We start from the raw sequence: 23,956 nt of genomic DNA, 5'->3' as shown, positions 1-23,956 counted from the left end.
TCGGCGAGTCGCCGGCCCAAGGTGCGTTACTCAGGCCTCGCACTCGGGCACGAGATCGCTTCGGTGTTCGCGGGAGGACTGTCGCCGCTCATTGCGACCGCGTTGCTCGCGCACTATCACGCGGCCTGGCCGGTGGCTGTGCTGCTGATGACGATGGGCATGATCACCGTGATCACGCTGCTGTTCACGCACGAAACCGCGGTGCGGCGTGAGCATTGATTCCGACGATGCAAGGACATCCCTCATGCCATTCAGCCACTTCCCTGACGTGCTCCATGATGTGCTGCTGACGGCGGCCGTCGAGGTGCCGTACCGCCGTCAGCCGACGGCGGCGTCCACCGGAGATCTGCTTGCGCAAGCGTTCGGCGCGGCGCTCGCCGAGTCGGGTTTGTCGGCGAAGGACGTGGACGGCCTCGGCGTGGCGTCCTTCACGCTCGCGCCCGATCACGCCATCGACGTCGCGTGGCGCCTCGGCCTCAGCCCGCGCTGGTGCATGGACGATTGCCACGGCGGCGCGAGCGCGATCAACCTGCTTCAGCACGCGATCCGCGCGATTCAGCACGGCGACGCGAAGGTCATCGCGCTGGTGTCCGGCGACCGTTTCGAACCCGCCGACTTCAAGCAACTGGTCGAGCATTACAACCTGACGACACGCAACTTGCTGCGTCCGCTCGAGAACGGCGGCCCGAACAGTCTGTTCGCCATGCTCACGCAGCGTCATGCGAAACGGCATGGCCTGACGCGCCGCGATTACGGCGCGCTGTGCGTCGCGCAACGCGGCTGGGCCGCGCAGAACCCGCAGGCTGTCTATCGCACGCCGCTGACGATCGACGCGTATCTCGACGCGCCGATGGTCGCCGAGCCGCTTGGCCGCTTCGATTGCGTGCCGGTCGTGAGCGGTGCGAATGCCGTGATCCTCGCGCGCGCCGATTTGGTGCGCCACACGGTGAACGTGCGCGTGCTTGCGCTGCAATGTCTGTACAACCCCGACCACCAGTCGGACGATGGCCTGCAGACCTCGCTCGCGGCGATTGCCGACGATCTCTGGCGCAAAGCCGGGCTCACGCCGGACGACATGGACCTGGTATCCGTCTACGACGACTACCCCGTGATGGTTCTCGCGCAACTTGCCGATCTCGGCTTTGCTCCGGACGGCGATCTGCGCGCGTTGATCGCGCGCATCGGCTTGCGCGAGCTTGCCGTCAACACATCCGGCGGCCAGTTGTCTGCGGGACAGGCGGGCGCCGCGGGCGGCATGCACGGCCTCGTCGAGGCGATCACGCAGTTGCGCGGCGCGGCGGGCGAGCGCCAGGTGCGCGACGCGCAACGCGCGGTCGTGAGCGGCTACGGCATGGTTGAGTATCGTTACGGCATGTGCGCGAATGCGGTGGTGCTCGAGCGAGATCGGCGAGGTGCGCAATGACATTCCACGTGTTCCAGTGCAAGCAGTGTGGATCGGCGCTGTTCCCCGCGCGCTATTGCTGCCCCGCATGCGGCGGCGCCGAGTGGGTCAAGCGCGCGGTGGAGGGCGGCTTCGTCGCCGAGACGACCGTTGTGCGTCATCGCGTCGGGGCAGAGGGCGGTCGCGATGTGCATCTTGCGAGCGTGGTGACGAGCGCCGGGCCCATTGTGATCGCGCGGCTCGATCGCGCAATGCGATCGGGCGACGCGGTGCGTATCGACATCGACGACGCGGGCCGCATTCTCGCTTACGGGATTTGATGGGCGCATTCAGCGGATCGTGGCGCAGTGGCACAGGTCCAGGCAGGCTGAACATTCGGAGGTAAGTATGCAAGTTGAAGGCTGTGTCGCGTTCGTGACGGGCGCCAATCGCGGTGTCGGTGCGAGCTTCGTGGCGAAGTTGCTGGAAGAGGGCGCGCGCAAGGTATACGCGGGCGCGCGGGATGTTCGGACTCTGGCGTATCGCGATGCTCGTGTCGTGCCGGTCGAGCTCGATATTACGACCCCGCAGCAGGTGGCGCGGGCGGCAGCCGTCGCAAGCGATGCAAATCTGCTCGTGAACAACGCGGGCATCAATCGGCTCGAGCCCATGCTTGCAGCGAATGATCGCGACGCGGCGCGCGCCGAGATGGAGGTCAATTACTTCGGCACGCTGAACATGATCCGGGCGTTCACGCCATCGTTGCAACGCGGGGGTGGCGTAATCGTCAATGTGTCATCGATTCTCGCGCGAGTCACGTTGCCGTCGATGGCATCGCTGTGTGCGTCGAAGGCGGCCGCGCTGCGCATGACCGAAGGCGTGCGGGCCGAGCTCGCGCCGCACGGCGTGCGCGTGCTGTCGATTCTTCCCGGCGCGATCGATACCGACATGAGCCGCGATTTTCCCCCGCCGAAACTCTCGGTCACCGAGGTCGTCGACGCAGCGCTTGCGGCGCTCGCGAACGGCGTCGATGAAGTCTACGTCGGCGCGATGGCGCAACAGCTTGCGGCCGGCCTGGCTGCGGACCGGCAGGCGGCGCAGAAGAGTCTTTCGGGCGTCGTGTGAACGGTTCGGAAGCCACAACTCAAGCACTTCAGAAACGAAAGGGAAAGCATCATGAGCGGCGAGTTCATTCAGATCAACGGAGATAACGGGGCGACGTTTTCCGCTTATCTTGCGAAGCCCAAACAGGGCTCGGGGCCCGGCCTCGTCCTGTTGCAGGAAATTTTCGGCATCAACGGATATATGAAGTCCATGGCCGACCGCTTCGCGGAAGAAGGCTATGTGGTGCTGGTGCCGGATCTGTTCTGGCGAATGAAGCCGCGCGTCGAGCTGGGCTATGGCGACGAGGACTTTGCCGCGGCGCTCGACTACAACGCGCGGCTCGACCTGACGCTCGCGGTCCAGGACATCGCGTCGACCCTCAAGGCACTGCGCGCGCTGCCGCAACAGGCCGGCAAGGTCGGTGCGCTCGGATACTGCCTCGGCGGCAAGCTGGCGATGCTTGCCGCTGCGCGAACCGATGTCGACTGCGCGGTGAGTTACTACGGCGTGGGTCTGGACGCGTTCTTGCACGAGGTGCCGTCGATTCACTGTCCGATGGTGTTCCACTTTGCGGGCAATGATGCGCTTTGCCCGCCGGCGACGCGCGAGAAGATCCAGGCCGCGCTGTGTGCGAATCCGCGAATTGAGCAGTATGTCTACGCCGGTTGCGACCACGCGTTCGCCACGCCGGAGCGCGAGCACTTCGACAAGCCGGCCGCGATGATGGCCTATTCGCGCACGCTCGCGATTCTGCGCAAGGTGCTCGGGCCCGTCTACGATCTGAATGATTTGTGGGAGTTGCACTGCTACTACGAATTCGCCGCGCGCGATGTCGACGCCGTGTTGCCCACGATGGTTGCCGAGCCGTATGTCAATCACATTCCGACGATGACGGGCGGCGTCGGCCACGATCAACTCAAGCGCTTTTACAAATACCATTTCGTCTACGCCAATCCCGACGATACGCGGCTCATTCCGATTTCACGCACCATCGGCGCGGATCGCCTCGTCGACGAATTTATTTTTTGTGCGACTCACGATCGCGAAATCGACTGGCTGTTGCCGGGTCTTGCGCCGACGGGCAAGTACATCGAGATCCCGATGCTTGCCGTCGTTCATTTCCGCGGTGACAAGCTTTACAACGAGCACATCTATTGGGATCAAGCGTCGGTGCTGGTGCAGATCGGCGTGCTCGATCCAACCGGGTTGCCGATTGCCGGAATCCAAACCGCAAAGAAGTTGATCGACGAAAGCTTGTCGAGCAATACGCTGATGCGCAACTGGGCCAGCAGCGAAGGCAAGCCGGTCTGAAGCGCGGTGCGTGGCCGGCTTCAGCCGGCTAAGCGTGCCTTACCGCAGTGGCGAGGCGCGCGCCAACGAGCTATATCGTACGTTGAGCAAGTGACGCGGCTGGCGATACTTCTTGCAAAGTCGTGGTGCCCGCATCGGGCAGAGCCGGTCCGCGGGCGAGAATCTTCGCGAGAAGTGAGCCGTAGCCCGTAGGCCGCTCGACAATTCCGAACCGGCACAGGCAATACCAAAGCAAAGCGGCATTGCTCGTGACGACGGGAACCCCGACCTCGTTTTCAAGCGTCTCGATCACCGGGCTGACTTGAATACCTGCACAACTTATCAATAAGGCGTCAAAGCTGCCTGCGATTCCTGCCGCAAGATGGAGCCAGGATTCCGGCGTGATGGCCGCCTGCTCCAAAGGCGTCTGGCATGGCTGGCTTGCGTGGCCAACGACGTCGATCCCATGTGCGCGCAGAAAGCCTATTTCCTTCAGTACGACCTCTTGCCGATAGGGTGTCAGCAACGCAATTCTTGAGGCCGACAGTGCTTCCAAAGCAGCGAGTACCGCATCAATCGTCGTCACGGCGGCAATGCCCGTCGCGTCCGTGATTCGCCGCCTGATTGCGTCGGGGCCATTGACCACACCTGCCGCCGTGCAATTCAACGCGATCAGATCGACTTTCGCGTCGGCGAGCAAGCCCGCATGGTATTCAAGGTTGTCGATGATCTTCGTGTCGGATTCGAGTGACGTATCGCGGAACGGCAAGCGCGTTGTCACGAACTGCACGCCCTCGGGCGCCATCAACTGAACCTCGAAGTCGCAGAGTCCTCCAGACGGATAGAGATGACCGATCCGGGCCAGGGTGCCCAAGCCGATGCTCATCGATTTGTCTCCGTTGTCTGTTTTGGGGAAAGTGCGCAGTGCGTCAATGCTGAGTGCCTCGCGACCTGCGCGTGCTTTGCAAATCCATTCAGCCTTCCAGCGAAACGCTCGACGAGTCGACACGCGCCACGCGTGACTGCGGGTTGCCAGTCAAAGCAATCGCCAGCGCAGCAACGAGTGCGGAGGCGGCAAACGCGTAGAAATTCCATTGGACTTCGACGTTGTGCGCGGCGAGATAGGCGCCGACCATCGGACCGCTCATCGCGCCAAAACGTCCAATGCCAACGGCCCATCCGGTCGCGCTCGCACGCGCATGTGCGCGGTAGAAGTTGGCGATGAAGCCCAACTGAACCATCGCGACGCCAATGCTGCCAAAGCCGGCGAGTGCGACGAGCACATAGTTGAAGACGAGGCTTCCCTTGAGGGTGAGGCCGCACACCGAGAGCGCGCCTATGATATAGCCCGCAACGATGGTCTTGCGCGCGCCCAGGCGGTCGCTAATCTGACCGATGAGGATGCCGCCCAACGCGGACGACAGCATGAACACCGCGAGAAACGACAGGCTCGAACCGAGGTCATAACCGAGCTTGCGCATGAGTTGCGGCAGCCACGTGCCCAAACCGTAAATCACCAGCACGGCGGCAACCTGCGCAACCCACAGACAAACCGTTGCCCAGAAATTTTGCGGCGAGAACACTTCGCGGAACACGGCGCCAAGCGAGGGTTTCGGTGCCGCGCTGCGGCTTGCACGTTGAAACACGGATGAATCGATACCCAGGCGTTGGGCCAAAGTCTTCGCCTGAGTTTCTTCGCCCTTCGCAAGCAGAAAGTCGAGTGATTCAGGCAGAAGCCACACGAGAAGAGGAAGCGCTAGCAGCGGACTCGCCCCTAGCGCAACGACGAAGCGCCATCCGTGCGATTGCACAAAGAAAATACCGATGACCGCGGATAGCAGCGCACCGAGCGAGTAGCCCGAGTACATCAGCGCGAAATTCAGATTGCGCTTGTCAGACGGCGAATATTCGACGGTCAGCGCCGCTGCCGCTGAAATGACTCCTCCAAGGCCGAGCCCGCCAATGAACCGGCTAACGGAGAACACGAACGGCGTCGGCGCCCACGCTGCGCCGAGCATCGACAGCGAGAAGAGGGCGACACAACTGATCAGCAGCAGTTTTCTGCCGACCAGGTCGCTGATCACGCTGATGAAATACGACCCAAACAAGGTGCCGAACAGGGCGGCACTGCCCATGGCGCCGATTTCCATCGGGGTGAGCTTCCAGACGGGATCGCTCAGCAGGGACGGGACGATCGTTCCCATCACACCGATGTCGTAGCCCTCGGCGACGATCGTCAGGAAACACAGGACCAGGACCAGATACGTGGTTCTGGACGGCGGGTTGAACGAACGTAATTGCGCGTTTTCGGAGATTGCGGCCATGCCAGCACCTCAGGCAAATAGTAACGCCATTGATTGCCCGACCACCTGATTGTCCGGCAGGTTCGGTCCGCGCTCCAGCGCCGATTCAGTGTGCGCCGCAGCGAGGTCTTACGCCGTGAACAATCAGAGGATTAGGGAGTCCGGCCGCTAAAGGCAGCAGCCTAAATACAGAATGGCATTCTTTTTTGCGTGCTGTCAAAGTTTTCAAAATTCCGCTTCGTCGCGGATGAACTGCTAGCGCGCTTCCGACTCCTGCTCGCCAAGCAGCAGGTCGGCCATCATGCCCGAGATTTTGTCGATGTCGCGATCGTCGCCGATACGGTGATTGATGACGAATCCATCGAACGCCATCCAGATGAGGTGAGACAGCAAATCGCCGTGGACTACGCCGGCCCGTTCCGGCGGAAGCGAGTCGAGCAAAAGCTGCGTCACGAACACCTCGACGGGTTGCAGCAGATTGACCGGCTTGCGAAGGTCTGCTGGCGCGGTCGCCAGCGCGTCGATGAGCGAGTTGGCAAAAGCATGATCGGCCGCCGGAATATCCGCCCAGATTCCGCTGATGATACGGCGAATCTTGCTGCGCGGATTCGACAGCAGCATCACCTCGGTGCGCAGCGCGTGCAGTTGCCGAGTCAGCCACGGCTGATAGATCTCATACAGGATGATCAGTTTCGAATCGAAGTACACATACAGGTTTGCCACGGTGGTCCCCGCCTCGCGCGCGATCTCTGTCATCGTGGTCGCCGAATAGCCTTTGCGGCTGAATGCTGCGAAGGCTGACGCCAAAATTGCCTCGCGAATTTCTGCTTTTTTTACCTGCGGCACCACTCCTCCTTCGGTAGGTGATTCAACTGATTGACTCGCCATTCTAACAATCGCCTGTGCGCTGGATGCCTCGCCATCGGCGCGGCTTCAAAAAGTTTTCACAAAGCGCTTGACAGCGGTTTTGGTTGAAAACAGAATGACATTCATTATTCAGTGATTCAGCTTTCACCTCACGAAGGACGCCGTTCATGAATGCGATTCCCGCCCCGGAGGGCACGTTGACCGCGCGCTACGCGGAACTAGGCTCTGGACTGATTCCCGTCGAGCCCTATATCTCGCCCGAGTACTACGAGCGCGAGAAGGCGCACATCTTCAAGAAGACCTGGCTGCAGGTCGGTCGTGTCGAGGAAATCCCGGAGGCGGGCGACTACTTCGTCAAGAAGCTCGACGCTTGCGACACGGAGATCATCGTCGTGCGCAACAAGGACGGTGAGATTCGCGCGATGCACAACGTCTGCTCGCATCGGCTGAATCAGATTGCGTATGACAAGACCGGACATACGCGCAAATTCTTCTGCAAGTTCCACGGCTGGGCGTACGACCTGGACGGCAACCTGACAGGCGTTCCGGACGAGCAATGTTTTTTCGGGCTCGACTTCAAAGACTACGCACTGACGCGCGTCGCGTGCGATGTATGGCAAGGATTCATCTTCGTCAACATGGACCCGCAGCCCGAGCTCTCGCTCGCCGACTTTCTCAGGCCGATGTACGGAGAGGTCGAAGGCTATCCGTTCGACAAGCTGAAGGTGGGCTTCGCGTGGGAAACGGTGGTCGACTGCAACTGGAAGCTCGCGCTCGACGCGTTCCAGGAGGCGTATCACGTCGCGTATGTGCATGGCAATTCGATCGCCGACGCCATCGACAGGAGCGCGGGTGGCAGCATGCCGCCGCTCGACGCGCTGTGTGGCGAGTTCCATCGACGTCTGTCGCTGGCGGGCAACCAGAAGTCGGTCTATGGGAACCCGAAAGCGGTGACCTCGGGCGGCGCGGCCGCGGCCGAAGCGTTGTCCGACGCGGGTTCGAAGCGCCCGATCGCCGCGTCCGCATTGCGCGCGGGTATCGGCAGCGCGCGTCATGAGTTCCCGCTCGATGCGTTGCCCAAGGGCGTCAACTGGACCAAGAGCGAGAACTGGCTGTTCGACATCAATGTGATGTTTCCGGACTTCTATCTGTCGCTGCGTCCCAACTACTGCCAGGCCTACAACTTCCGTCCAATCGCGCATAACAAGACGCTTTTCGAAGCGCGCGTGTACTACCCCGAAATGACGACGCCAGGTGGCCGCTTTTTCCTCGAGTACATGAAAGTGGCTTTGCGCGACGTGCTGCTCGAAGACCTCAGCACGCTCGAACGTACGCAACGGGCGGCAGAAACCGGCGTGAAGAAATTCATGGTGCTGCAGGACAACGAACTGCTGGTGCGGCACAGCTATCACGTCATCGAACGCCTGTTGGCGCAAGCCGAAGCCACTGTGGAGTAAAGGTCATGGAACAGAAAGTCATCGTCGTCACTAAGCGCGCGGATCTCACGAAGGACGCATCGTCACGCGCTCCGCTGCCGGCCGCCTTCGAAGAGCTGAACCGGTTTGTCGACGCGTGGGCGTTGCCGACCGAAACCGAACGCACGACGCGGCGCCATACGGCGGGCATGGCCGCCATCGTCGAATTCAAGGACGCGATGCTCGCCAGGGTCGACGACATCGTGGCATGGCTCAACCAGTTCGAACTGGACAAGCTGCCCGAAGACGCAAAGACGCTGATGTATCTGCTGCTGTCGCTGGCCGAAGTCGCGCCCGCTATCGAGTTCTATCAGCAGCCTTTCGTGATCGACGGATACGATCCCTTCCGCTTCGTGGCGGACGAAACGTTTTCCATGCGCCCCGCCATCTGACGCTCACGCGTTCGGTCAGTAAAGGACCAGATCATGCCCAAGTGCCGCATTTTTGGTGTTGACCACGCACTCAAGGAGGTTGTCGCCGACGGCCTCTACATGAAGACGATGATCGGCGAGACGATGAGCGTCGCGGTCATCAAGTTTGTCGAAACGGCGGGCCACGGCCTGCCCGCGAAAGCGCACAGCCACGGAGAAGAGGCGTCGTTGCAGATCAAGGGCGGTTGTTCGATTTTCGAGGTGCACGACAACGGCGAGGAGATCGAGCGGCGCCTGAACACGGGCGAGGGCATGATCATTCCCGCCGGCTTGAGTCACTACGGCGTCAACACCTACGAAGGCGCGGGCATGAGCATGCGTCTGAACGTGGTGACGCCGCCGCGTGCCGAATATCGCAGCGACGACGAAGCTCCCTATTACCCGCTGGCCAATCGGGAGAACGCATCGTGAGCGAAGCGATTCCGTCGAATGCCGGCGCCGCGCATTGCACGCTGTTGCCGGCCATTCCCTCTGAAGGCGTGGCGGCCCAGTTGCCGGTCCAGCGAAATGTCGCCGATGGCGCGGCGCTTTCAGCGTCGACTCAACGGATGCAATGCGACGAGCAGGTCGAACTCGAAGCAGGCCTTCTTGGCGAAGAACTCGCCGCAGTGCTGGAAGGGCGCGTCGACATCGTCGCAGCGGATGAGCACTACGTCCTCTCGGCGGGCGAGGCCATCCTGATCCCGCCGCGCGAAGCCCGCCGCTATCGTTGCGTCACGGCAAGCTGCGTGCTGTATCGCGTGACGTGCAACGCAGAAGCAAACAAGGGGCCGCAAGAATGAGCTCGCCACATGTCGCGATCGTCGGCGCGGGTCATGCCGGCGGACGCGTCGCCCAGCATCTGAAGGCCCTTGGCCATGCCGGGCGAGTCACGCTGATCGGCGACGAACCGCATGCGCCGTACGAGCGTCCCGCGCTGTCGAAAGAGCTGCTGCTGGGTACGAAGACGCAAGACAGTCTCGTGCTGACCTCGTCTGACTATTGGACCAGCGAGTCGCTGACGCGAGCCGGCATCGAGCGTGTGCGCGCGAGCGCGCGGAAACTCGAGGTCGATTCGCGGCGCCTGCATCTGGACAACGGCGCAACCGTCGACTTCGATCTGCTGGTCGTCGCGACGGGCGGCCTCGCGAGGCGTCCGCGTTTTCTCACGCGGCCCATCGAAGGCGTGCATGTGCTGCGCACGCTGGACGATTGCCTCGCGTTGCGCTCGTCGCTCGAAGGCTGCCGCAAACTCTCGATCATCGGCGCGGGCGTCATTGGGATGGAAGTGGCCTCGTCCGCGATTCGTCTCGGCGTGCCGGTGACGGTGCTGGAGGCGGGCGAAGGCATCATGGGGCGCTGTCTGCCTCCGCAGGTCGCTGGGTGGCTTGCACAGGAACATGCCGCGAAGGGCGTTGACCTGCGAACACGGGTCAATGTCACCGGGATCGTTCGCGCGGGCGCAGCTGGCGGCTGCGGGTTGGCATTGCGCATCGACGCGCTGCAGGACGGCGCGCCGGTGAGCATCGATGCCGACTGCGTGTTGATCGCGATCGGCGTCGACTGCAATCCCGCGTTCCTGCGCGGCACAGGACTCTCGGACGAACGCGGCGTATTGGTCGACGCATTCTGCCGCAGCCCTTCCGCGCCCTGGCTTTACGCCGCCGGAGACGCGGCATGCACATTGGACAGCGCTTCCAGTCGCCACGTCAGACAGGAAACGTGGCGCAACGCCGAGAACCAGGCGCGTGCCGTAGCTGAGATCATCACTGGGCGAGCGGAACCGTATACAGAGATTCAATGGATGTGGACGGATCAACTCGGCCACGCAATTCAGGTGACGGGCGTGCACGAACCCGGAGATGAAATCGTCGTGCGCGGTTCGCTTTCATCGGCGGATGCGACGGTGATTTCGCTGCGCGATGGTTGCGTGACGGCAGGCGTGACGGTCAACCAGAGCCGTGAACGGCGGCATCTGGAACGTCTCGTGAGCATTCGCAGGCGGATCGATGCAGGCCGATTGGCCGACACATCGGTTCCTTTGAAGGAGCTGCCATGATGGCAGAACGTCATTCGCCGATACGCTCGCTTGAGGCGCGTGTCGCCCGGCTCGAAGCGATCGACGCGATCCGCTCGTTGAAGGCACGCTACGCCGCGCTCGCCGATGCGAAATACACGAGCGACTATCAACGGCAGCCGCAACATGTGATGCGCGAAATCGCGTTGCAACAGGCCGCATGCTTCACCGAACGCGCAGTGTGGATCGGCGGCACGGGATTCGGCAACGATCTCGTCGGACGCGCCGCTCTTTGCGAATGGTTTCAGCGTTCGCCCTGGCGCTTCGCAATGCATTACTACCTGAGTGAAGCACTCGAAGTCACCGACGCCATGCACGCGACCGGCACCTGGCGGCTCTGGCAACTCGCGCTGCGTGATGACGACGCGCATGCGGTACTGCTTGGGGCGGTCACCGAAGAGAAGTATGAGCGCACGCCCTCCGGCACGTGGCTGGTCAGTGAAATGCGATTCACGCAGCTTCACATGATGGAGCCCGATGATCGGATGTTGCCGCTAGCCAGTGATTTCGCTTCGTTGACCGCATTGCGCAAGTCCGGATTCGGCGAAATGACCCGAACCGTTTGATGGATGGAATTCTTATGAACACACTTTCGACAGGCCCGAATGCGGCGCGAAGCGAGACGGCCACTGATGTGGCGGCCGCGTGCGTGATCTCGTTGTGTCCGGATCGCGCGAACGCGGATGTCGGTCACACGTGCCAGAGTGCGGCGACGATTGCGGAGAACCAGTGCCAGGTGCGCTCGAACGCATGGGTCAACGCGGAGTACAAGCATCTTGTGCTGACGGCGCCTGAACTCGCGCTGACTGCACGCGCCGGGCAATTCTTTCATCTCGCGTGTCCGGCTTCGAACGACGACACGCCTTATCTGCGTCGGCCAATGAGCATTTACTGCGTGGCCGCCGAAGACGGCCGCCTCGAATTTCTCTACAAGGTGCAAGGCGCGGGAACACGTGGCCTGGCCCAACTTCAGCCGGGCGATACGCTCGACGCGCTGGGTCCGCTCGGAAACGGCTTCGGGCTTCCCGCACCGGCGGAGCCGGCGCACGTCCTGCTGCTTGGCCGCGGCGTCGGCCTCGCGACGATGGCGCCGCTCGCGCAGCAGGCGATCGCGGCGGGTGCGCATGTCACCGCAATCCTCAGCGCGCGCAGTGATGCGTTGATGATGTCGGCCGATTATCTGAAAGCCGCGGGCGCCGATGTCATCACCGTCACCGATGACGAGCAGACCAGCGACGTGGTCCAGGTCGAGAGCCTGATCCGGAAAGTTCACGAGCAACGGCGCATCACATTCGTCAGCACGTGCGGGTCGAACCGCCTGCTCGTCATGTTGCAACGCGTGGCCGCGCAGTTGAACATCCCTGGTCAGGTCGCGCTCGAACAACGCATGGGCTGCGGTTACGGAGCGTGCTATGCATGCGTGCGGCCATTTCGAAAAGAGGCGGGTTCACAGGAGCTTAGTTACCGCCGTGTGTGCTGGGAAGGCCCGGTCTTCGATCTTCAGGAAACGACATCATGGTAGATCTCAGTGTCAATATCGGTTCGCTCAAGCTCACCAATCCGGTGATGCCGGCGTCGGGTACTTTCGCCGAAGGCACATCGCAGATATTCGACCTCAACTGTCTCGGCGCAATCGTCACCAAGACGATTACTCATGACGTGCGCGAAGGCGTGCCGCCGCCGCGTGTCGCTGAGTTTCGCGACGCCACGCTCTTTTCGATCGGCATCCCAAGCAAGGGCAGCGACTACTATGTCGAACAGACTGTCCCGTACTACCGGCGCTACAGTCCGCCGCTCGTCGCGAGCATTTCGGCCAACACGATCGAGGAGTTCGGCAGGCTCGCGGAAAAAATCAGTGTACCGGGCGTCGCAGCGATCGAAGCGAATGTCTCCTGTCCCAACCTGAAGAAGAACGGTCAGGCGTTCGGCATGGATCCTGAAGCCACCTGGCAAGTGGTCAAGGCGATGAAGTCCGCGACCTCGCTGCCTGTCTGGCCGAAGATGACGCCCAATGCGGGCAACGTCGTCGAGGTTGCGCTGGCTGCTCAAGACGCGGGGGCGGATGCGCTCGTGGTGAGCAACGCGATTCTTGCCATGGCGATCGATGTCGAGACATTCCGGCCGCGTGTGGCGAATGTCATGGGCGGCCTCACGGGCGCCGCCACGAAGCCGATCATGCTGCGGATCGCCTATCAATGCGTGCAGGCCGTCAAGATTCCCGTAATCGGATGCGGCGGCATTGCCACGGCCGCGGACGCGCTCGAGTTTCTTCTCGCGGGTTGCTGCGCGGTGCAGGTCGGCACCGCGAACTTCGTTTCACCGACGGCGATGCCGCGCTTGATCGACGATCTGACAGAGTGGTGCAAGCGGCACGGCGTGGCAAAACTCACCGACCTGATCGGCGCGGTGAAGATGCACGAACCTGTCGATCTCCAGCGACGGGTGGCGCTATGAACGCAGTGATTCAGATAAATTCCGCTGACGCACGCGAGTATGTGCGTGGCGACGACGGTTGGTTTGCAATCGGATCGCTTGACGAGGTGTTCGGCGCGCGCGCGTGCCGTGGCATCGACATCGAGGGCGTCAAGATCGGACTGTTCCGTGTCGACGATGAGATTCACGCGCTTGACGACATTTGCACACACGGCGCGGCTTTGCTCAGCGATGGCGAATTCGAAGGGCACGAAGTGGAGTGTCCGCTACATGCCGGTCTGGTGGATGTGCGAACGGGCCGTGCGCTTGCCGCGCCTGTGTCGCGCGACACCCGGCACCACGAGACCAAGGTCGAGGCCGACGTGCTGTTCGTGAGGGTGCAGGCATGAGCGGCGCTCAAGTGACAAAGCCGATTGCTCCCGCAGTGTCGACCGCCGTGTCCACGTTCGTCGGCGAAAAAGCTGCGCCTGCAAGGCGTCCTCGCATCGCCGTGATCGGTACCGGCGGCACGTTTGCGATGCATGGCCGTCATCGGTTCGACTGGATCGAATACGCCGACAGCGGCGTCATCCATCCGATCGACGATCTGCTGCAACGCTTGGGCGAGCTGGTCCCGCATGTCGAGATCGTGCCTGTGCCGTTTCGCAGTTTGGGGAGCGTGTCCATCGGTCCGCGCGATTGGCTGGAGCTTGCCACGCTGGTCCGCGACACCGCTGCGAGCGATCCTGCGTTGACGGGTTTCGTGATCACGCACGGCACGGCGACGCTCGAGGAAACCGCTTGGTTTCTCGACCTCGTGCTGGAGCTCGATCAGCCCGTGGTGCTGACGGGCGCTCAGCGCCCCGCAAACACGGATGGCAGTGACGCAGCGGCGAATCTGCGCGGCGCGGTCGCCTTGGCCGTCGCCCCGGACTCGCGCGGTGCGGGCGTGCTCGTTGCGATGGGCGGCCTCTTCTTCGCCGCGCGTGACGTGACCAAGGCGGCGAGCTTCGAACTCGCGGCATTCGAGGCTGCGCCGTATGGACCGCTCGGCAGGATCGATGCGGATGCCGGCGTGGTCTGGCGACGTCGCGTGTTTCGTGATGAGGGGCCGTCGCGGCGGGTCCCGCGTTTTGCATCGATACTGGATGCAGCAACGTCGACTGCATTGCCGCGGATCGACATTGCCATGTCGTATGCGGGTGCGGACGGCGCGGCAATCGAAGCGTTTGTCGCGGCGGGTGCGCGCGGCATCGTCTCCGCGGGGCTTGCGCCTGGGCGCCCCGCGTCCGGAGAGCGCGAGGCGCTTTGCACCGCCGTCGCGGCCGGTGTGGTGGTCGTGCAGGCCACGCGCGCGCCTCGCGGCACGGTGCCGAAGCAGCGCTTCCTCGCCGCCGACGGATTAGTTGCAGGTGGCGATCTCTCGCCGCAGAAGTTGCGCATTGCACTCATGCTGATACTCGCCAGCTTCGGCACGAACAATGCGGCCCCGCGTGATCGCGCCCAAGCGGATCGCGACACCGTGCAAAGGATGTTGCTCGAACTTTGAAGTGAATTGCCCGCCCGCGCCGTCAACCCATTCGATTGAACCACTCGGACCGAACATGCAATTCTCCTATCTCGTCACCTTCCAGCATCCCGACCCGAGTGCGCGTATCAGCGACGAGGATCGGCAGCGTATCCGCGCGTGCGTGGAGAATACGCCCGCATTGAGCCGCGCGCGCTTGTACACGCCATCCGCGGCGAATGACTATTACACGGACGACGGTCCATCGCCGATCTTCGCCATGCAGCTCGACTTCGAACGCCTTGCTGATCTGGAGTCGGCGATTGCCTCCGACGGACATCTGCAGCAACTCGCGAGGGACGAGTACCCAAGCCTCGCGACCTGTACTGTCGAGCAGCAGGTCATGGCGAGGCGGCCTTTTCCGGTGCTCGATTCGCACGCGCAGGTGCCGCAAGGGGCGCTGCCTTGCCAGTTTCTCGTTCACTATCCGGGCCGCGCCGAGAATTTCGACGAATGGCTTGCGTACTATCTGTCGCATCATCCGCAGATCATGAAGTTCTTTGACGGCGTGCGCGAAATCGAGATCTTCACGCGGGTCGATTGGGTCGATGCGATGCCGTGGAAACGGGTGCACTACATGCAGCGCAACAAGCTGATGTTCGACAGCGCCGAAGCGATCACGCGCGCGATGAACTCGCCGGTGAGACACGAGATGCGTGCGGATTTCGAAAAATTCCCGCCGTTTGAAGGTAGCAACATACATCACCCGATGTGGGCAGAAACGCTCCTCGCACCGAAGCCCTAGTCGATGACCTGGCTCAACGGCCACGCCTACACCACGGTCGCGCTGTCGGACCTGTACCATCTTTCGGTGCGCACCATGCTTTACGCCGAAGCGACATATCAACACGCGAGCGGCGGCGCCAAGGCGGCCCTGCCGTCGCTCGCTCCTTCGTCGACGAGTTCGCAGGCCTCGCTGCGCTTCGGCGTGCAGCACTTCTTCTGATGCGGCGCGAGCCCGTCGGCCCTGGAAGACCGGGGCCTCGCTGCTCGCGGCGTCTTCGTTCCGGCATTCATCATCGCCTGGTGCGTTTTCCCGCCTGTCTGCGCTCGTGTCATTCACTCCACGCGTCGTGCGGCCTGTCGATTTGGCAAGGCCGCGCTTTTCGCTTTATTGACGCGGCAGACTGCATTACCTTTGCACCATGTTCCGTCACGTGCTCCGATATCCGAGGACGATACCGCCCATCGGCACGCAAGGGAGCTGCACCCGTTCGCATGCGCACCAGGCGAGAAGGGCTGCGGCGGGCATCAATGGAAGTAAGCCCGTTCACTTTTGGTTGCGAACTGGATGTGGAGACACCGCCCTCATGAAGATCCATCAACTGCGCACGCTCGTCGCGATTTCCGATACTGGAAGCATTCGCAACGCAGCGAAGGCGCTCGAACTTTCACCGGCAGCGGTCACCAAGGCGATGCGCGAACTCGAAGCCCAGGTTGGCGTGGCATTGATCGTCCGCGAGGCCTCCGGGATCATTCTGACTGACGCTGGGCAGGCTTTGCTGGCGCATGCGCGTCTGATGATTCAGCAGTTGCGACGCGCGCAAGACGAGATGGACCGCTTCTCCGGAGCGGGCAGGGAGCGGCTGACGGTTGCGCTGCCGACGTGGATCGCCATCGCGCTGCTTGGCGGCATCATGAAGCGCTTCGAGCAGGAAATGCCCGATACGCGGCTCGTCTTCTACGAGAGCCTGCTGAGCGTCGCCGTACCGAAACTGCGTGACGGCACACTCGACCTCTCGGTGAATCGCGCCTGTCCGCCTTCATGCCGGGACGAATTCCAGCAAGTGCCGCTCTTCCTCACGGGTTACGCGGTAGTGGGACGCGCGGGGCATCCGCTCGCGAAATGCCGCACGTTGTCGCAACTGAAGGGCGCGAGCTGGGTGTTGAACCGCGACTTCACGGAAAACGACGCCGAAGGCGACGGCCCGTTCGGAGAGTACTTTCGCCGCTACAAGCCGCGCGTGCACGTCGCGCATTCCTCGTCGATGATGATCGGCCTGATCTGTAACACCGACGTCCTCTCGATCATGCCCTGGCCACTCGCGGAACTGCTCGTCGCGAAAGAAGGGCTGTGCGTGCTGCCCGTGACGGAGACCATCCCCGAAGTGGAAGTGAACCTGATGTATCGGCGCGGAACCCCGCTAAGCGCGGCGGCGAAGGTCTTCATTCAAAGCCTGAAGGACACCATTCTCGACGAGGCCAATGCGTCCGACCCAATGAGCAGGCGTGTCTTTCATGCGGTCGAATGCGTGCTGAGCCAATCCTAGCAATGCGCTGGCCGCAGCACAAAGCAAAACCCGGGCCACAGCAATTTGACGCGCGTTTCATGCGCATCTTTTTTTTCGCGGTTTGACCCGTCAACGAATAAACATAACCATTTCTCACGCCGATGACAGTGCCCCGGCGTTTGTTATGAAGAGATGGTGTGCCGCGATCTTTTTCCTCGCCCCAAGCGAAGTGTCCACCGCGCTGCATCCTCATACCGCGCAAGTCATCGATCGTCGATCTTGCAGAGCAATCTCGCGCTGCACTGAAACACCTTTCAATCAGTCACATTATGTTGAAGCTCAACGAAGCAGAACGGGACGTGGTCGCTCGCATCGAGCTTCATCGCGCGCTGTGCACGCACCTGAGCGACAGGCTCTGGGACCTTGCGGAGACCGCTTACTCGGAACACGTGTCCGCCGACCTTCAGATAAGAGAGCTGACGCGTGAAGGCTTTCGAGTGACGCAAGGCCTTGCGGGCATTCCGACCGCGTTCGTTGCGGAATGGGGCGAGGACGGACCGGTGATCGGCCTGCTGGGCGAGTACGATGCATTGCCCCAGTTGAGTCAGGTCGCGGGCTCCGCGACGCGCGCGCCGGTCGTGAATGCCGGCAACGGTCATGGTTGCGGCCACAATCTGCTGGGCAGCGCCGCGTTGCTCGCCGCGCTGGCGGTTCGCGATCATTTGCGCGACACAGGTGTCGCCGGCCGCATCCGCTATTACGGTTGTCCCGCCGAGGAAGGCGGCGCGGGCAAGACGTTCATGACGCGTGCCGGTGTGTTCGACGACGTCGACGCCGCGCTGACGTGGCACCCGTCCAGCATCTATGCGATCGACGCAATGTCGACGCTCGCCACACTGCATGCGCGCTTCACATTTTCCGGCCGGGCTGCTCATGCGGCCGCCGCGCCGCATCTCGGACGCAGCGCGCTTGACGCGGTCGCGTTGATGAACGTGGCGGCCAATTACCTGCGCGAGCACATTCCGTCCGACGCGCGCCTGCACTACGCGATTCACGATACGGGCGGCCGCGCGCCGAACGTCGTGCAGGCTCGCGCGGAGGTTGTCTACCAGATACGCGCGCCCGAGCTTGAAGTCGTGCAGTCGATCCATGCGCGTCTGCTACGGATCGCCGAGGGCGCCGCGATGATGACCGAGACGACGATGCACGCGCGCGTCGAGAAGGCGATGTCGAATATGCGCCCGAATCCGGCGCTCTCGGATCTGATGTATGCGCGCATGCAGGCGCTCGGACCCGTCCCGTTCGACGACGACGACCGGGCTTTCGCGCGCCAGATGCAGCAAGCCATTTCAAAGGAAGAAGCGCGCGCGAGCCTCGCCATATTCGGCGCTGCGCATCTGAAGGGCGAACTCCACGACGCTGTCTTGCCGGCGGAGCGGATTCCGCCCGTGCTGGCCGCTTCGACCGACGTGGGCGACGTCAGTTGGGTGGTGCCGACGGCCCGGTGCCTCGTGCCATGCTTCGCGCTCGGCACGCCGTTCCATTCATGGCAACTGGTCGCGCAGGGCAAGTCGTCGCTTGCCCACAAGGGGATGACGCATACCGCCAAGGTGCTGGCCGTCACGGCGGCAGCGCTGTATCACGATCCGGCCGCGCTCGCCGACGCGAAACGGGCGCTGCAGGAGCAGTCGGCCGACGCGGCGTACCAGTGTCCCATTCCGTCCGACGTCGAGCCGCCCGTCGCCGCTGCCGCCGGTGATGCGCGCCGGCGAGGCACGTTGCGCGGCGCGTTTCCGTCGCAATACGCAGGAGTGCAATCGTGAGTCAGTTGTCGAATGAGCGCGTGGCCGAAATAGCGGCTCTCGTCGATGCGAAGAAGGATGGCTTGATCCGGCTCTCTGACGAGATATGGGAGCTCGCCGAAACGCGCTGGCAGGAGTTTCAATCCGTTGAAGCGCAGCTCGCCGTGCTCGAGCGCGAAGGATTCCACGTGACGCGCAATGTCGGCGGCATTCCGACGGCGTTCAGCGCGCAGTGCGGAGAGGATGGTCCAGTCATCGGCTTTCTCGGTGAATACGATGCGCTCTCAGAGATGAGCCAGGTCGCGGGAGCGTTCGAGCCGATGCCGGCTTGCGAGGGCGCGAATGGTCACGGGTGCGGCCACCATCTGCTCGGCGCCGGCGCGATGCTGGCGGCGATCGCGACGCGCGACTATCTCGCGCGCCACCAGCTTCCGGGCATCGTGCGTTATTACGGTTGCCCCGCGGAAGAGGGCGGCGCGGGCAAGACCTACATGGCGCGTGCAAATGCATTCGACGACCTCGACGCGGCACTGGCCTGGCATCCGGGTCCCTATTCGGGCGTGTTCAAGTACAAGTCCCTCGCCGTCATTCAGATGGCGTTCCGTTTCGCGGGGATCGCGTCTCATGCGGCCGCGTCGCCGCATCTTGGCCGCAGCGCGCTGGACGCCGTCGAACTCATGAACGTCGGCGTGAACTTCATGCGCGAGCACATGCCATCGGATGCGCGGGTGCATTACGCGATCACCGATGCCGGTGGATACGCGCCGAACGTGGTGCAGGCCAATGCCGAAGTGTTGTACGTTGTGCGGTCTCCCAATCTCGACGACGCCCGCCAACTGGTGGCCCGCGTCGAGCAGATTGGACGCGCCGCGGCGCTGATGACCGATACGCAGGTCGGCATCGAATTCGATCGCGCATGCTCGAACGTGCTGCGCAACGGGGTGATCGAGCGATTGATGATGGACACGCTCGCGACGCTCGGGGCACCGCCTTTCGACGAAGTTGACCAGGCATTCGCGAGCGAACTGACACAGCGGATCACCGACGCCGATTTGCACGAGTGCATCGAGTCGTATCGCGGCGATCCGAACGAACGTGGCCTGAGCGTGCGCGCACTTTTGTTGCACGATGAGCCTGGCACGCTGACGGGCTCGAGCGACGTCGGCGATGTGAGCTGGATCGTGCCGACGGCGCAGTATCTCGGTGCGTGCTACGCGATCGGCACGAACATGCACACGTGGCAGCTCGTCGCGCAGGGCAAGCTGCCGGCTGCGCACAAGGGCTTGGTGCACGCCGCGAAGGTCATCGCCGGCACGGCGGTCCAATTGTGCCTCGACCCCGTGCATATCGAGGCCGCGAAGGCCGAGCTCGCACTTCATACGGACGGGCGTCCCTACGTCAGCCCGATTCCTCCTGACGTGCAGGCGCCGCCCGTGCGAAAGGCGGAGCATCCCTCAACCGAACAAGAGAAGGTCTGACGTAACCATGATTTCCTACTTCCTGACTGCTCGGGAACACACGTCGCCGGCGGAGGCCGACGCTTTTGCCGAGTTCCGCGCGGAGCTCGCGCGGATTCCGCATTTGCGCTGCGCCGAATTGCACAGGCCGGCGGCCGTCGAAACTTATCATCGCGACGGCGCCGCGCCGCGTGCCGCGATGAGACTCGTATTCGATTCGATCGAGGCGCTGGAATCGCAATTGATGCCAGGAGGCCGACTGCTCGAATTCGCCGGCTCCGCGTTATGGCGGCATATTGCGGGCGAGCAGATGACGCAGCAGGCCATGCTCACGCGGACTTTCCTGCCGCTCGGCCGCTTGCCGGCAGGCGCGGATGGCGAGGAAACATGCAGTTACCTCGTGCACTACGCCGGACAGGCGGAGGACTTCAACGCGTGGCTACGCCACTACGTCAGCCACCATCCGCAAATCATGCTCGACTATCCCGACGTGATTCAGGTGCAGGTCTTCACTCGCCTTGACTGGTGCGACGCGATGCCTTTCGAGCGCGTCTCGTACATGCAGCGCAACCAGTTGACGTTTCCTTCGATCGACGCGTTGATGCGCGCGCTCGAGTCGCCCGTGCGCATGCGGATGCGGGCGGATAACCAGAACTTTCCCACGTTCTTCGGTGGCGCAAAGCACTTTGCGATGCGCACGTCCTTCGTGAACGGGATCTGATCGTCCGCAGGCAGGTTGGCTTCAAATAACTATTAATCTTTCAATTGGTTTGGAGTACGTAGAAAATGAAAAAATGCGGGAAGACCATCATCGCATTAGCCGTCGCGGAACTGCTTTGCGCATCACATGCATGGGCCGGTGAGTCGTTTCAGATTCTGGTGCCGGATGCGTTCGTGGGCACGAGTGGAACGATCCTGTATGGCGTCGCCGATGCCGGCCTGCAATACAGCCACGCGGGCAGCAAGGAAGTTCTGGGCATGGAAAGCGGCGCGGGGGCGACGTCGCGATTCGGCTTTCTCGGCGTCGAGCAACTGGGCGGCGGCCTTTACGTGCGCTTTAACCTGGAGTCGGCCATCAAGCTGACGAACGGCACGGCGGGCAGCACCACGGCGCAGAACGAGAGTACGTTCTTTAGCCGGGAAGCGAATATCTCGCTCATTTCGAACGACTGGGGGCGCATCAAAATGGGCCGCCAGTATCCGACCGAGCTCTCTCTCGCGCTCGACCCGTTCTATGGCGTCGGCGCGTTTTCTCCTTATGGCTCGCTGGCGGCGCTCAGCCTGGATCTCGGCAAGGCGGCGACGATCGGTGACTCCCGGATCAGCAATGCGGTCGCGTATATGACGCCGATCATTGGCGGCTTTCAGTTCGAAGTGATGGGCGCGCCGCGCGGCGTCACGACTCCGGGCTATCCGAAAAGCTACTTTCAGGGCGCCCAACTGGAATACCTGAACGGACCGCTGTATGTCGGCGCGTTCTACGATGTCATCCGCACGGACCCGACGGCGGCATTGCCTTCGGTGAGGAACAAGTGGCTGGGCGCAGGCGCAATGTACGACTTCGGCGGCGTTAGACTGTCATATGAGTTCAACATGACAGTTCCGGATTACGCGCAATATTGCATTGCCACGACGCACATGATCGGCGTGAATGCGCGGCAGGGGACCAACGACGTCAAGTTCTCCGCCGTCTATCGCAATGTCGCGGGCAGGCCCGCGTCGAATTCATTGGCGCTTGGGCTCGGTTACGACTATAACCTGTCGAAAGTGACGGCCCTCTATGTGCGCCTCGGCTATGTCGTCAACCAGAAGAATGCGATCGCCACGTTGGCGAACGGCTCGTTGAGCCAACCGGGCGATGATCAAAGCGTGGTTGCGATCGGTATCCGCAAGCGCTTCTAATCGAGCCGCGGGCGTTCTGAACAGAGCATCGCCCCACGCGTTGGCGTGAGGCGAGCTATGCAATCGAGCGATTGAACGTGAAGTGACCTCAGGCAGTCACGGCTTGCGACGCAGGTGCGAGTGCGCCCGCAGCGCGTGCCGGCGGCGGAGTGACGTCGCCGGGTATCGGACATTGATACGGCTTCATGCCGCGTTTGCGATGCAGTTCTTCACGGGCAACGCGCAAGGTCTCGGGTTGTCCCGCGAGGTCGATGCCGGTGGCGGCGAGCGTCTTGGCGGCGAGCAGCATGCCCTTGTGAGCCAGCGAAAGCTTTCCTTGCGAAACCATCTGCCATGAATGAAAGCCCGTACCCCATGCATAGCAGGCTGTCAGGCATTGCGTCGTCGGCGCCGCCCAGCTCACATCGCCGACGTCCGTCGAGCCCGTAACTGGCCGCTCTACGTCCGGGCGATACGGCAGGATCTCGGGAATGATCGGGCGAGGATCGCGCAGCGCCGCCGCGAAATGCCGGGACGCATTCGCAAGATCGTCAGGGTTGATGGTCTTCTGAATCTCCGCGGCGAAAGCGACTTCGTCCGCCGTCACGTTCATGCTGCCGATGGCTTGCATGTTCCGATCCAGCACCGTGTCGAGGGTGTCGTTGTGCAGCACGTTGGAACAGGCCTTGTCGAACACCATCTCGACACGCGTGCCGGTCATCAGTGCGGCACCCTCTGCGATCTGCTTCACGCGCTCGAACAGTTCGATCGCTTCGGGGCTCGTTCGCGCGCGGATCGTATAAAGCGTCTCGGCAAGAGCCGGCACGACATTTGTCGATATGCCGCCGGAGTTGATGTAGGCGAAATGGACGCGAGCCTGATCGGGCATGTGCTCGCGCAGATAATTGACGCCGATATTCATCAGCTCGGCTGCATCGAGCGCACTGCGCCCCAGGTGCGGCGCGAGCGCGGCATGCGATGCCTTGCCGTGAAAGCGGAAATACGCCTGAACGTTGGCCAGCGTCGCGTTCATGAAGACGGAGTTGGCCACCGACGGATGCCAGCACAACGCGACATCCAGATCGTCGAAGAGACCGGCGCGGGCCATGAAGGTCTTGCCCGCCGCAGCTTCTTCCGCGGGGCAGCCGTAGAAACGAACAGTGGCCTCGATGCCATGCGCCGCGAAGTAGTCGCGCGCTACGACGGCGGCCAGATGCGATGCGGTGCCGAGCAGATGGTGGCCGCAGCCGTGGCCGTTGCCGTTCGCCGCGCCCACGGCGGGCCGGCACGCCGTGGCGCCGCTCTCCTGATTCAGGCCCGCGAGCGCGTCGTATTCGCCGAGAAAGCCGATCACGGGGCCGCCGCTGCCGGCTTGCGCCATGAACGCCGTCGGCATGCCGGCGACGCCGCGCGTGACAGTAAAGCCGGCTGCTTCGATCGCTGACGCGTGCCGTTCCGCCGATTCGAATTCGGCATAACGCATTTCGGCAAGTGACCAGATGTCGTTGGCCAGCGCGATGTAGTCGTCCTTCTTCGACTCGACGAGTTCCACCACCTTTGCAATATGTTTCACTACGGCTCCTGGCGTTGTTGCACGCGCCCACAGCACATGCGATGAGGGAAAGGGACGGGTTGTCGACGCCGCCTTTTTTCTAGCGTATTGCGTGATGGTGACAAGAGGAAGGACGGTTCCGGTGGC

At 62.6% G+C, this 23,956-nt stretch carries 25 protein-coding genes and 1 pseudogene; 22 read left to right on the top strand and 4 right to left on the bottom strand.

Annotated elements, in window-relative coordinates:
• Nucleotides 1-18 precede the first annotated feature (18 nt).
• The 5 genes and pseudogenes from WN982_RS37785 to WN982_RS37765 form a co-directional block, all read left to right on the top strand.
• A pseudogene (locus tag WN982_RS37785) lies at nt 19-219 on the top strand (MFS transporter); the annotation flags it as partial.
• A gap of 25 nt (nt 220-244) precedes the next feature.
• Nucleotides 245-1,423: a thiolase family protein gene (locus tag WN982_RS37780; RefSeq protein ID WP_341317066.1), complete on the top strand. Its 1,179-nt coding sequence runs from the start codon at nt 245-247 to the stop codon at nt 1,421-1,423.
• Entirely contained in the window at nt 1,420-1,722 is a 303-nt protein-coding gene (locus WN982_RS37775; protein WP_341317065.1) for a zinc ribbon domain-containing protein, read from the top strand. Before WN982_RS37780 ends, WN982_RS37775 begins: the two co-directional genes overlap by 4 nt.
• Before the next feature lie 67 nt (nt 1,723-1,789).
• Complete coding sequence (locus tag WN982_RS37770) at nt 1,790-2,506, top strand: SDR family oxidoreductase (protein ID WP_341317064.1); 717 nt, start codon at nt 1,790-1,792, stop codon at nt 2,504-2,506.
• Between the two features lie 51 nt (nt 2,507-2,557).
• Entirely contained in the window at nt 2,558-3,796 is a 1,239-nt protein-coding gene (locus WN982_RS37765) for a dienelactone hydrolase family protein (RefSeq protein WP_341317063.1), read from the top strand.
• A gap of 70 nt (nt 3,797-3,866) precedes the next feature.
• Here WN982_RS37765 and WN982_RS37760 read toward each other — a convergent pair whose 3' ends face one another.
• The 3 genes from WN982_RS37760 to WN982_RS37750 form a co-directional block, all read right to left on the bottom strand.
• The gene (locus WN982_RS37760) at nt 3,867-4,661 is read right to left on the bottom strand and encodes an aspartate/glutamate racemase family protein (protein ID WP_341317062.1); all 795 of its coding nucleotides are present in this window, start codon (nt 4,659-4,661) and stop codon (nt 3,867-3,869) included.
• 88 nt (nt 4,662-4,749) lie between these two features.
• Nucleotides 4,750-6,099, bottom strand: a complete 1,350-nt coding sequence (locus WN982_RS37755; RefSeq protein ID WP_341317061.1) for an MFS transporter — start codon at nt 6,097-6,099, stop codon at nt 4,750-4,752.
• A 234-nt stretch (nt 6,100-6,333) separates the two neighbouring features.
• The gene (locus tag WN982_RS37750) at nt 6,334-6,834 is read right to left on the bottom strand and encodes a TetR/AcrR family transcriptional regulator (RefSeq protein WP_341317060.1); all 501 of its coding nucleotides are present in this window, start codon (nt 6,832-6,834) and stop codon (nt 6,334-6,336) included.
• A gap of 278 nt (nt 6,835-7,112) precedes the next feature.
• On the opposite strand from WN982_RS37750, the gene WN982_RS37745 reads away from it, so the two are divergent.
• The 17 genes from WN982_RS37745 to WN982_RS37665 all read left to right on the top strand — a co-directional run bounded on the left by WN982_RS37745 (nt 7,113) and on the right by WN982_RS37665 (nt 22,278).
• Nucleotides 7,113-8,402, top strand: coding sequence for an SRPBCC family protein (locus tag WN982_RS37745; RefSeq protein WP_341317059.1), 1,290 nt, complete (start codon nt 7,113-7,115; stop codon nt 8,400-8,402).
• Between the two features lie 5 nt (nt 8,403-8,407).
• The gene (locus WN982_RS37740) at nt 8,408-8,812 is read left to right on the top strand and encodes a hypothetical protein (protein WP_341317058.1); all 405 of its coding nucleotides are present in this window, start codon (nt 8,408-8,410) and stop codon (nt 8,810-8,812) included.
• Nucleotides 8,813-8,845: 33 nt separating this feature from the next.
• Nucleotides 8,846-9,262, top strand: coding sequence for a cupin (locus WN982_RS37735; protein ID WP_341317057.1), 417 nt, complete (start codon nt 8,846-8,848; stop codon nt 9,260-9,262).
• Nucleotides 9,259-9,633: a cupin domain-containing protein gene (locus tag WN982_RS37730; RefSeq protein ID WP_341317056.1), complete on the top strand. Its 375-nt coding sequence runs from the start codon at nt 9,259-9,261 to the stop codon at nt 9,631-9,633. Before WN982_RS37735 ends, WN982_RS37730 begins: the two co-directional genes overlap by 4 nt.
• Nucleotides 9,630-10,889, top strand: coding sequence for an FAD-dependent oxidoreductase (locus WN982_RS37725; protein ID WP_341317055.1), 1,260 nt, complete (start codon nt 9,630-9,632; stop codon nt 10,887-10,889). Before WN982_RS37730 ends, WN982_RS37725 begins: the two co-directional genes overlap by 4 nt.
• The gene (locus tag WN982_RS37720) at nt 10,886-11,473 is read left to right on the top strand and encodes a nuclear transport factor 2 family protein (protein ID WP_341317054.1); all 588 of its coding nucleotides are present in this window, start codon (nt 10,886-10,888) and stop codon (nt 11,471-11,473) included. Before WN982_RS37725 ends, WN982_RS37720 begins: the two co-directional genes overlap by 4 nt.
• 14 nt (nt 11,474-11,487) lie before the next feature.
• Entirely contained in the window at nt 11,488-12,429 is a 942-nt protein-coding gene (locus tag WN982_RS37715; protein ID WP_341317053.1) for a dihydroorotate dehydrogenase electron transfer subunit, read from the top strand.
• A complete protein-coding gene (locus tag WN982_RS37710; protein ID WP_341317052.1) occupies nt 12,423-13,361 on the top strand; it encodes a dihydroorotate dehydrogenase in 939 nt (312 codons plus the stop codon). The genes WN982_RS37715 and WN982_RS37710 overlap by 7 nt, the downstream gene beginning before the upstream one ends.
• Entirely contained in the window at nt 13,358-13,729 is a 372-nt protein-coding gene (locus tag WN982_RS37705) for a non-heme iron oxygenase ferredoxin subunit (protein ID WP_341317051.1), read from the top strand. Before WN982_RS37710 ends, WN982_RS37705 begins: the two co-directional genes overlap by 4 nt.
• Nucleotides 13,726-14,868: an asparaginase gene (locus WN982_RS37700; RefSeq protein ID WP_341317050.1), complete on the top strand. Its 1,143-nt coding sequence runs from the start codon at nt 13,726-13,728 to the stop codon at nt 14,866-14,868. The genes WN982_RS37705 and WN982_RS37700 overlap by 4 nt, the downstream gene beginning before the upstream one ends.
• A 55-nt stretch (nt 14,869-14,923) precedes the next feature.
• On the top strand, nt 14,924-15,631 hold the full coding sequence (locus WN982_RS37695) for a hypothetical protein (RefSeq protein WP_341317049.1): 708 nt from the start codon (nt 14,924-14,926) through the stop codon (nt 15,629-15,631).
• Between the two features lie 3 nt (nt 15,632-15,634).
• Nucleotides 15,635-15,832 carry a hypothetical protein gene (locus tag WN982_RS37690; protein ID WP_341317048.1) on the top strand — a complete coding sequence of 66 codons (198 nt, stop codon included), beginning with the start codon at nt 15,635-15,637 and terminating at the stop codon, nt 15,830-15,832.
• Nucleotides 15,833-16,196: 364 nt separating this feature from the next.
• Nucleotides 16,197-17,156: a LysR family transcriptional regulator gene (locus WN982_RS37685; protein ID WP_341317047.1), complete on the top strand. Its 960-nt coding sequence runs from the start codon at nt 16,197-16,199 to the stop codon at nt 17,154-17,156.
• A 290-nt stretch (nt 17,157-17,446) separates the two neighbouring features.
• Entirely contained in the window at nt 17,447-18,940 is a 1,494-nt protein-coding gene (locus WN982_RS37680) for an amidohydrolase (protein ID WP_341317046.1), read from the top strand.
• Nucleotides 18,937-20,397: a M20 family metallopeptidase gene (locus WN982_RS37675; protein WP_341317045.1), complete on the top strand. Its 1,461-nt coding sequence runs from the start codon at nt 18,937-18,939 to the stop codon at nt 20,395-20,397. Before WN982_RS37680 ends, WN982_RS37675 begins: the two co-directional genes overlap by 4 nt.
• Nucleotides 20,398-20,404: 7 nt before the next feature.
• A complete protein-coding gene (locus WN982_RS37670; RefSeq protein WP_341317044.1) occupies nt 20,405-21,097 on the top strand; it encodes an ethyl tert-butyl ether degradation protein EthD in 693 nt (230 codons plus the stop codon).
• A 65-nt stretch (nt 21,098-21,162) separates the two neighbouring features.
• Complete coding sequence (locus WN982_RS37665) at nt 21,163-22,278, top strand: porin (RefSeq protein WP_341317043.1); 1,116 nt, start codon at nt 21,163-21,165, stop codon at nt 22,276-22,278.
• Nucleotides 22,279-22,366: 88 nt separating this feature from the next.
• On the opposite strand, the gene WN982_RS37660 is transcribed toward WN982_RS37665, so the two are convergent.
• Nucleotides 22,367-23,830, bottom strand: coding sequence for an amidohydrolase (locus WN982_RS37660; protein ID WP_341317042.1), 1,464 nt, complete (start codon nt 23,828-23,830; stop codon nt 22,367-22,369).
• Nucleotides 23,831-23,956 lie beyond the last annotated feature (126 nt).

Origin of the sequence: Paraburkholderia sp. IMGN_8, assembly GCF_038050405.1 — a bacterium.
Lineage (GTDB): Bacteria > Pseudomonadota > Gammaproteobacteria > Burkholderiales > Burkholderiaceae > Paraburkholderia.
The sequence above is the reverse complement of the archived record's forward strand: the minus strand, read 5'-3'. Positions and strand labels throughout refer to the sequence as shown.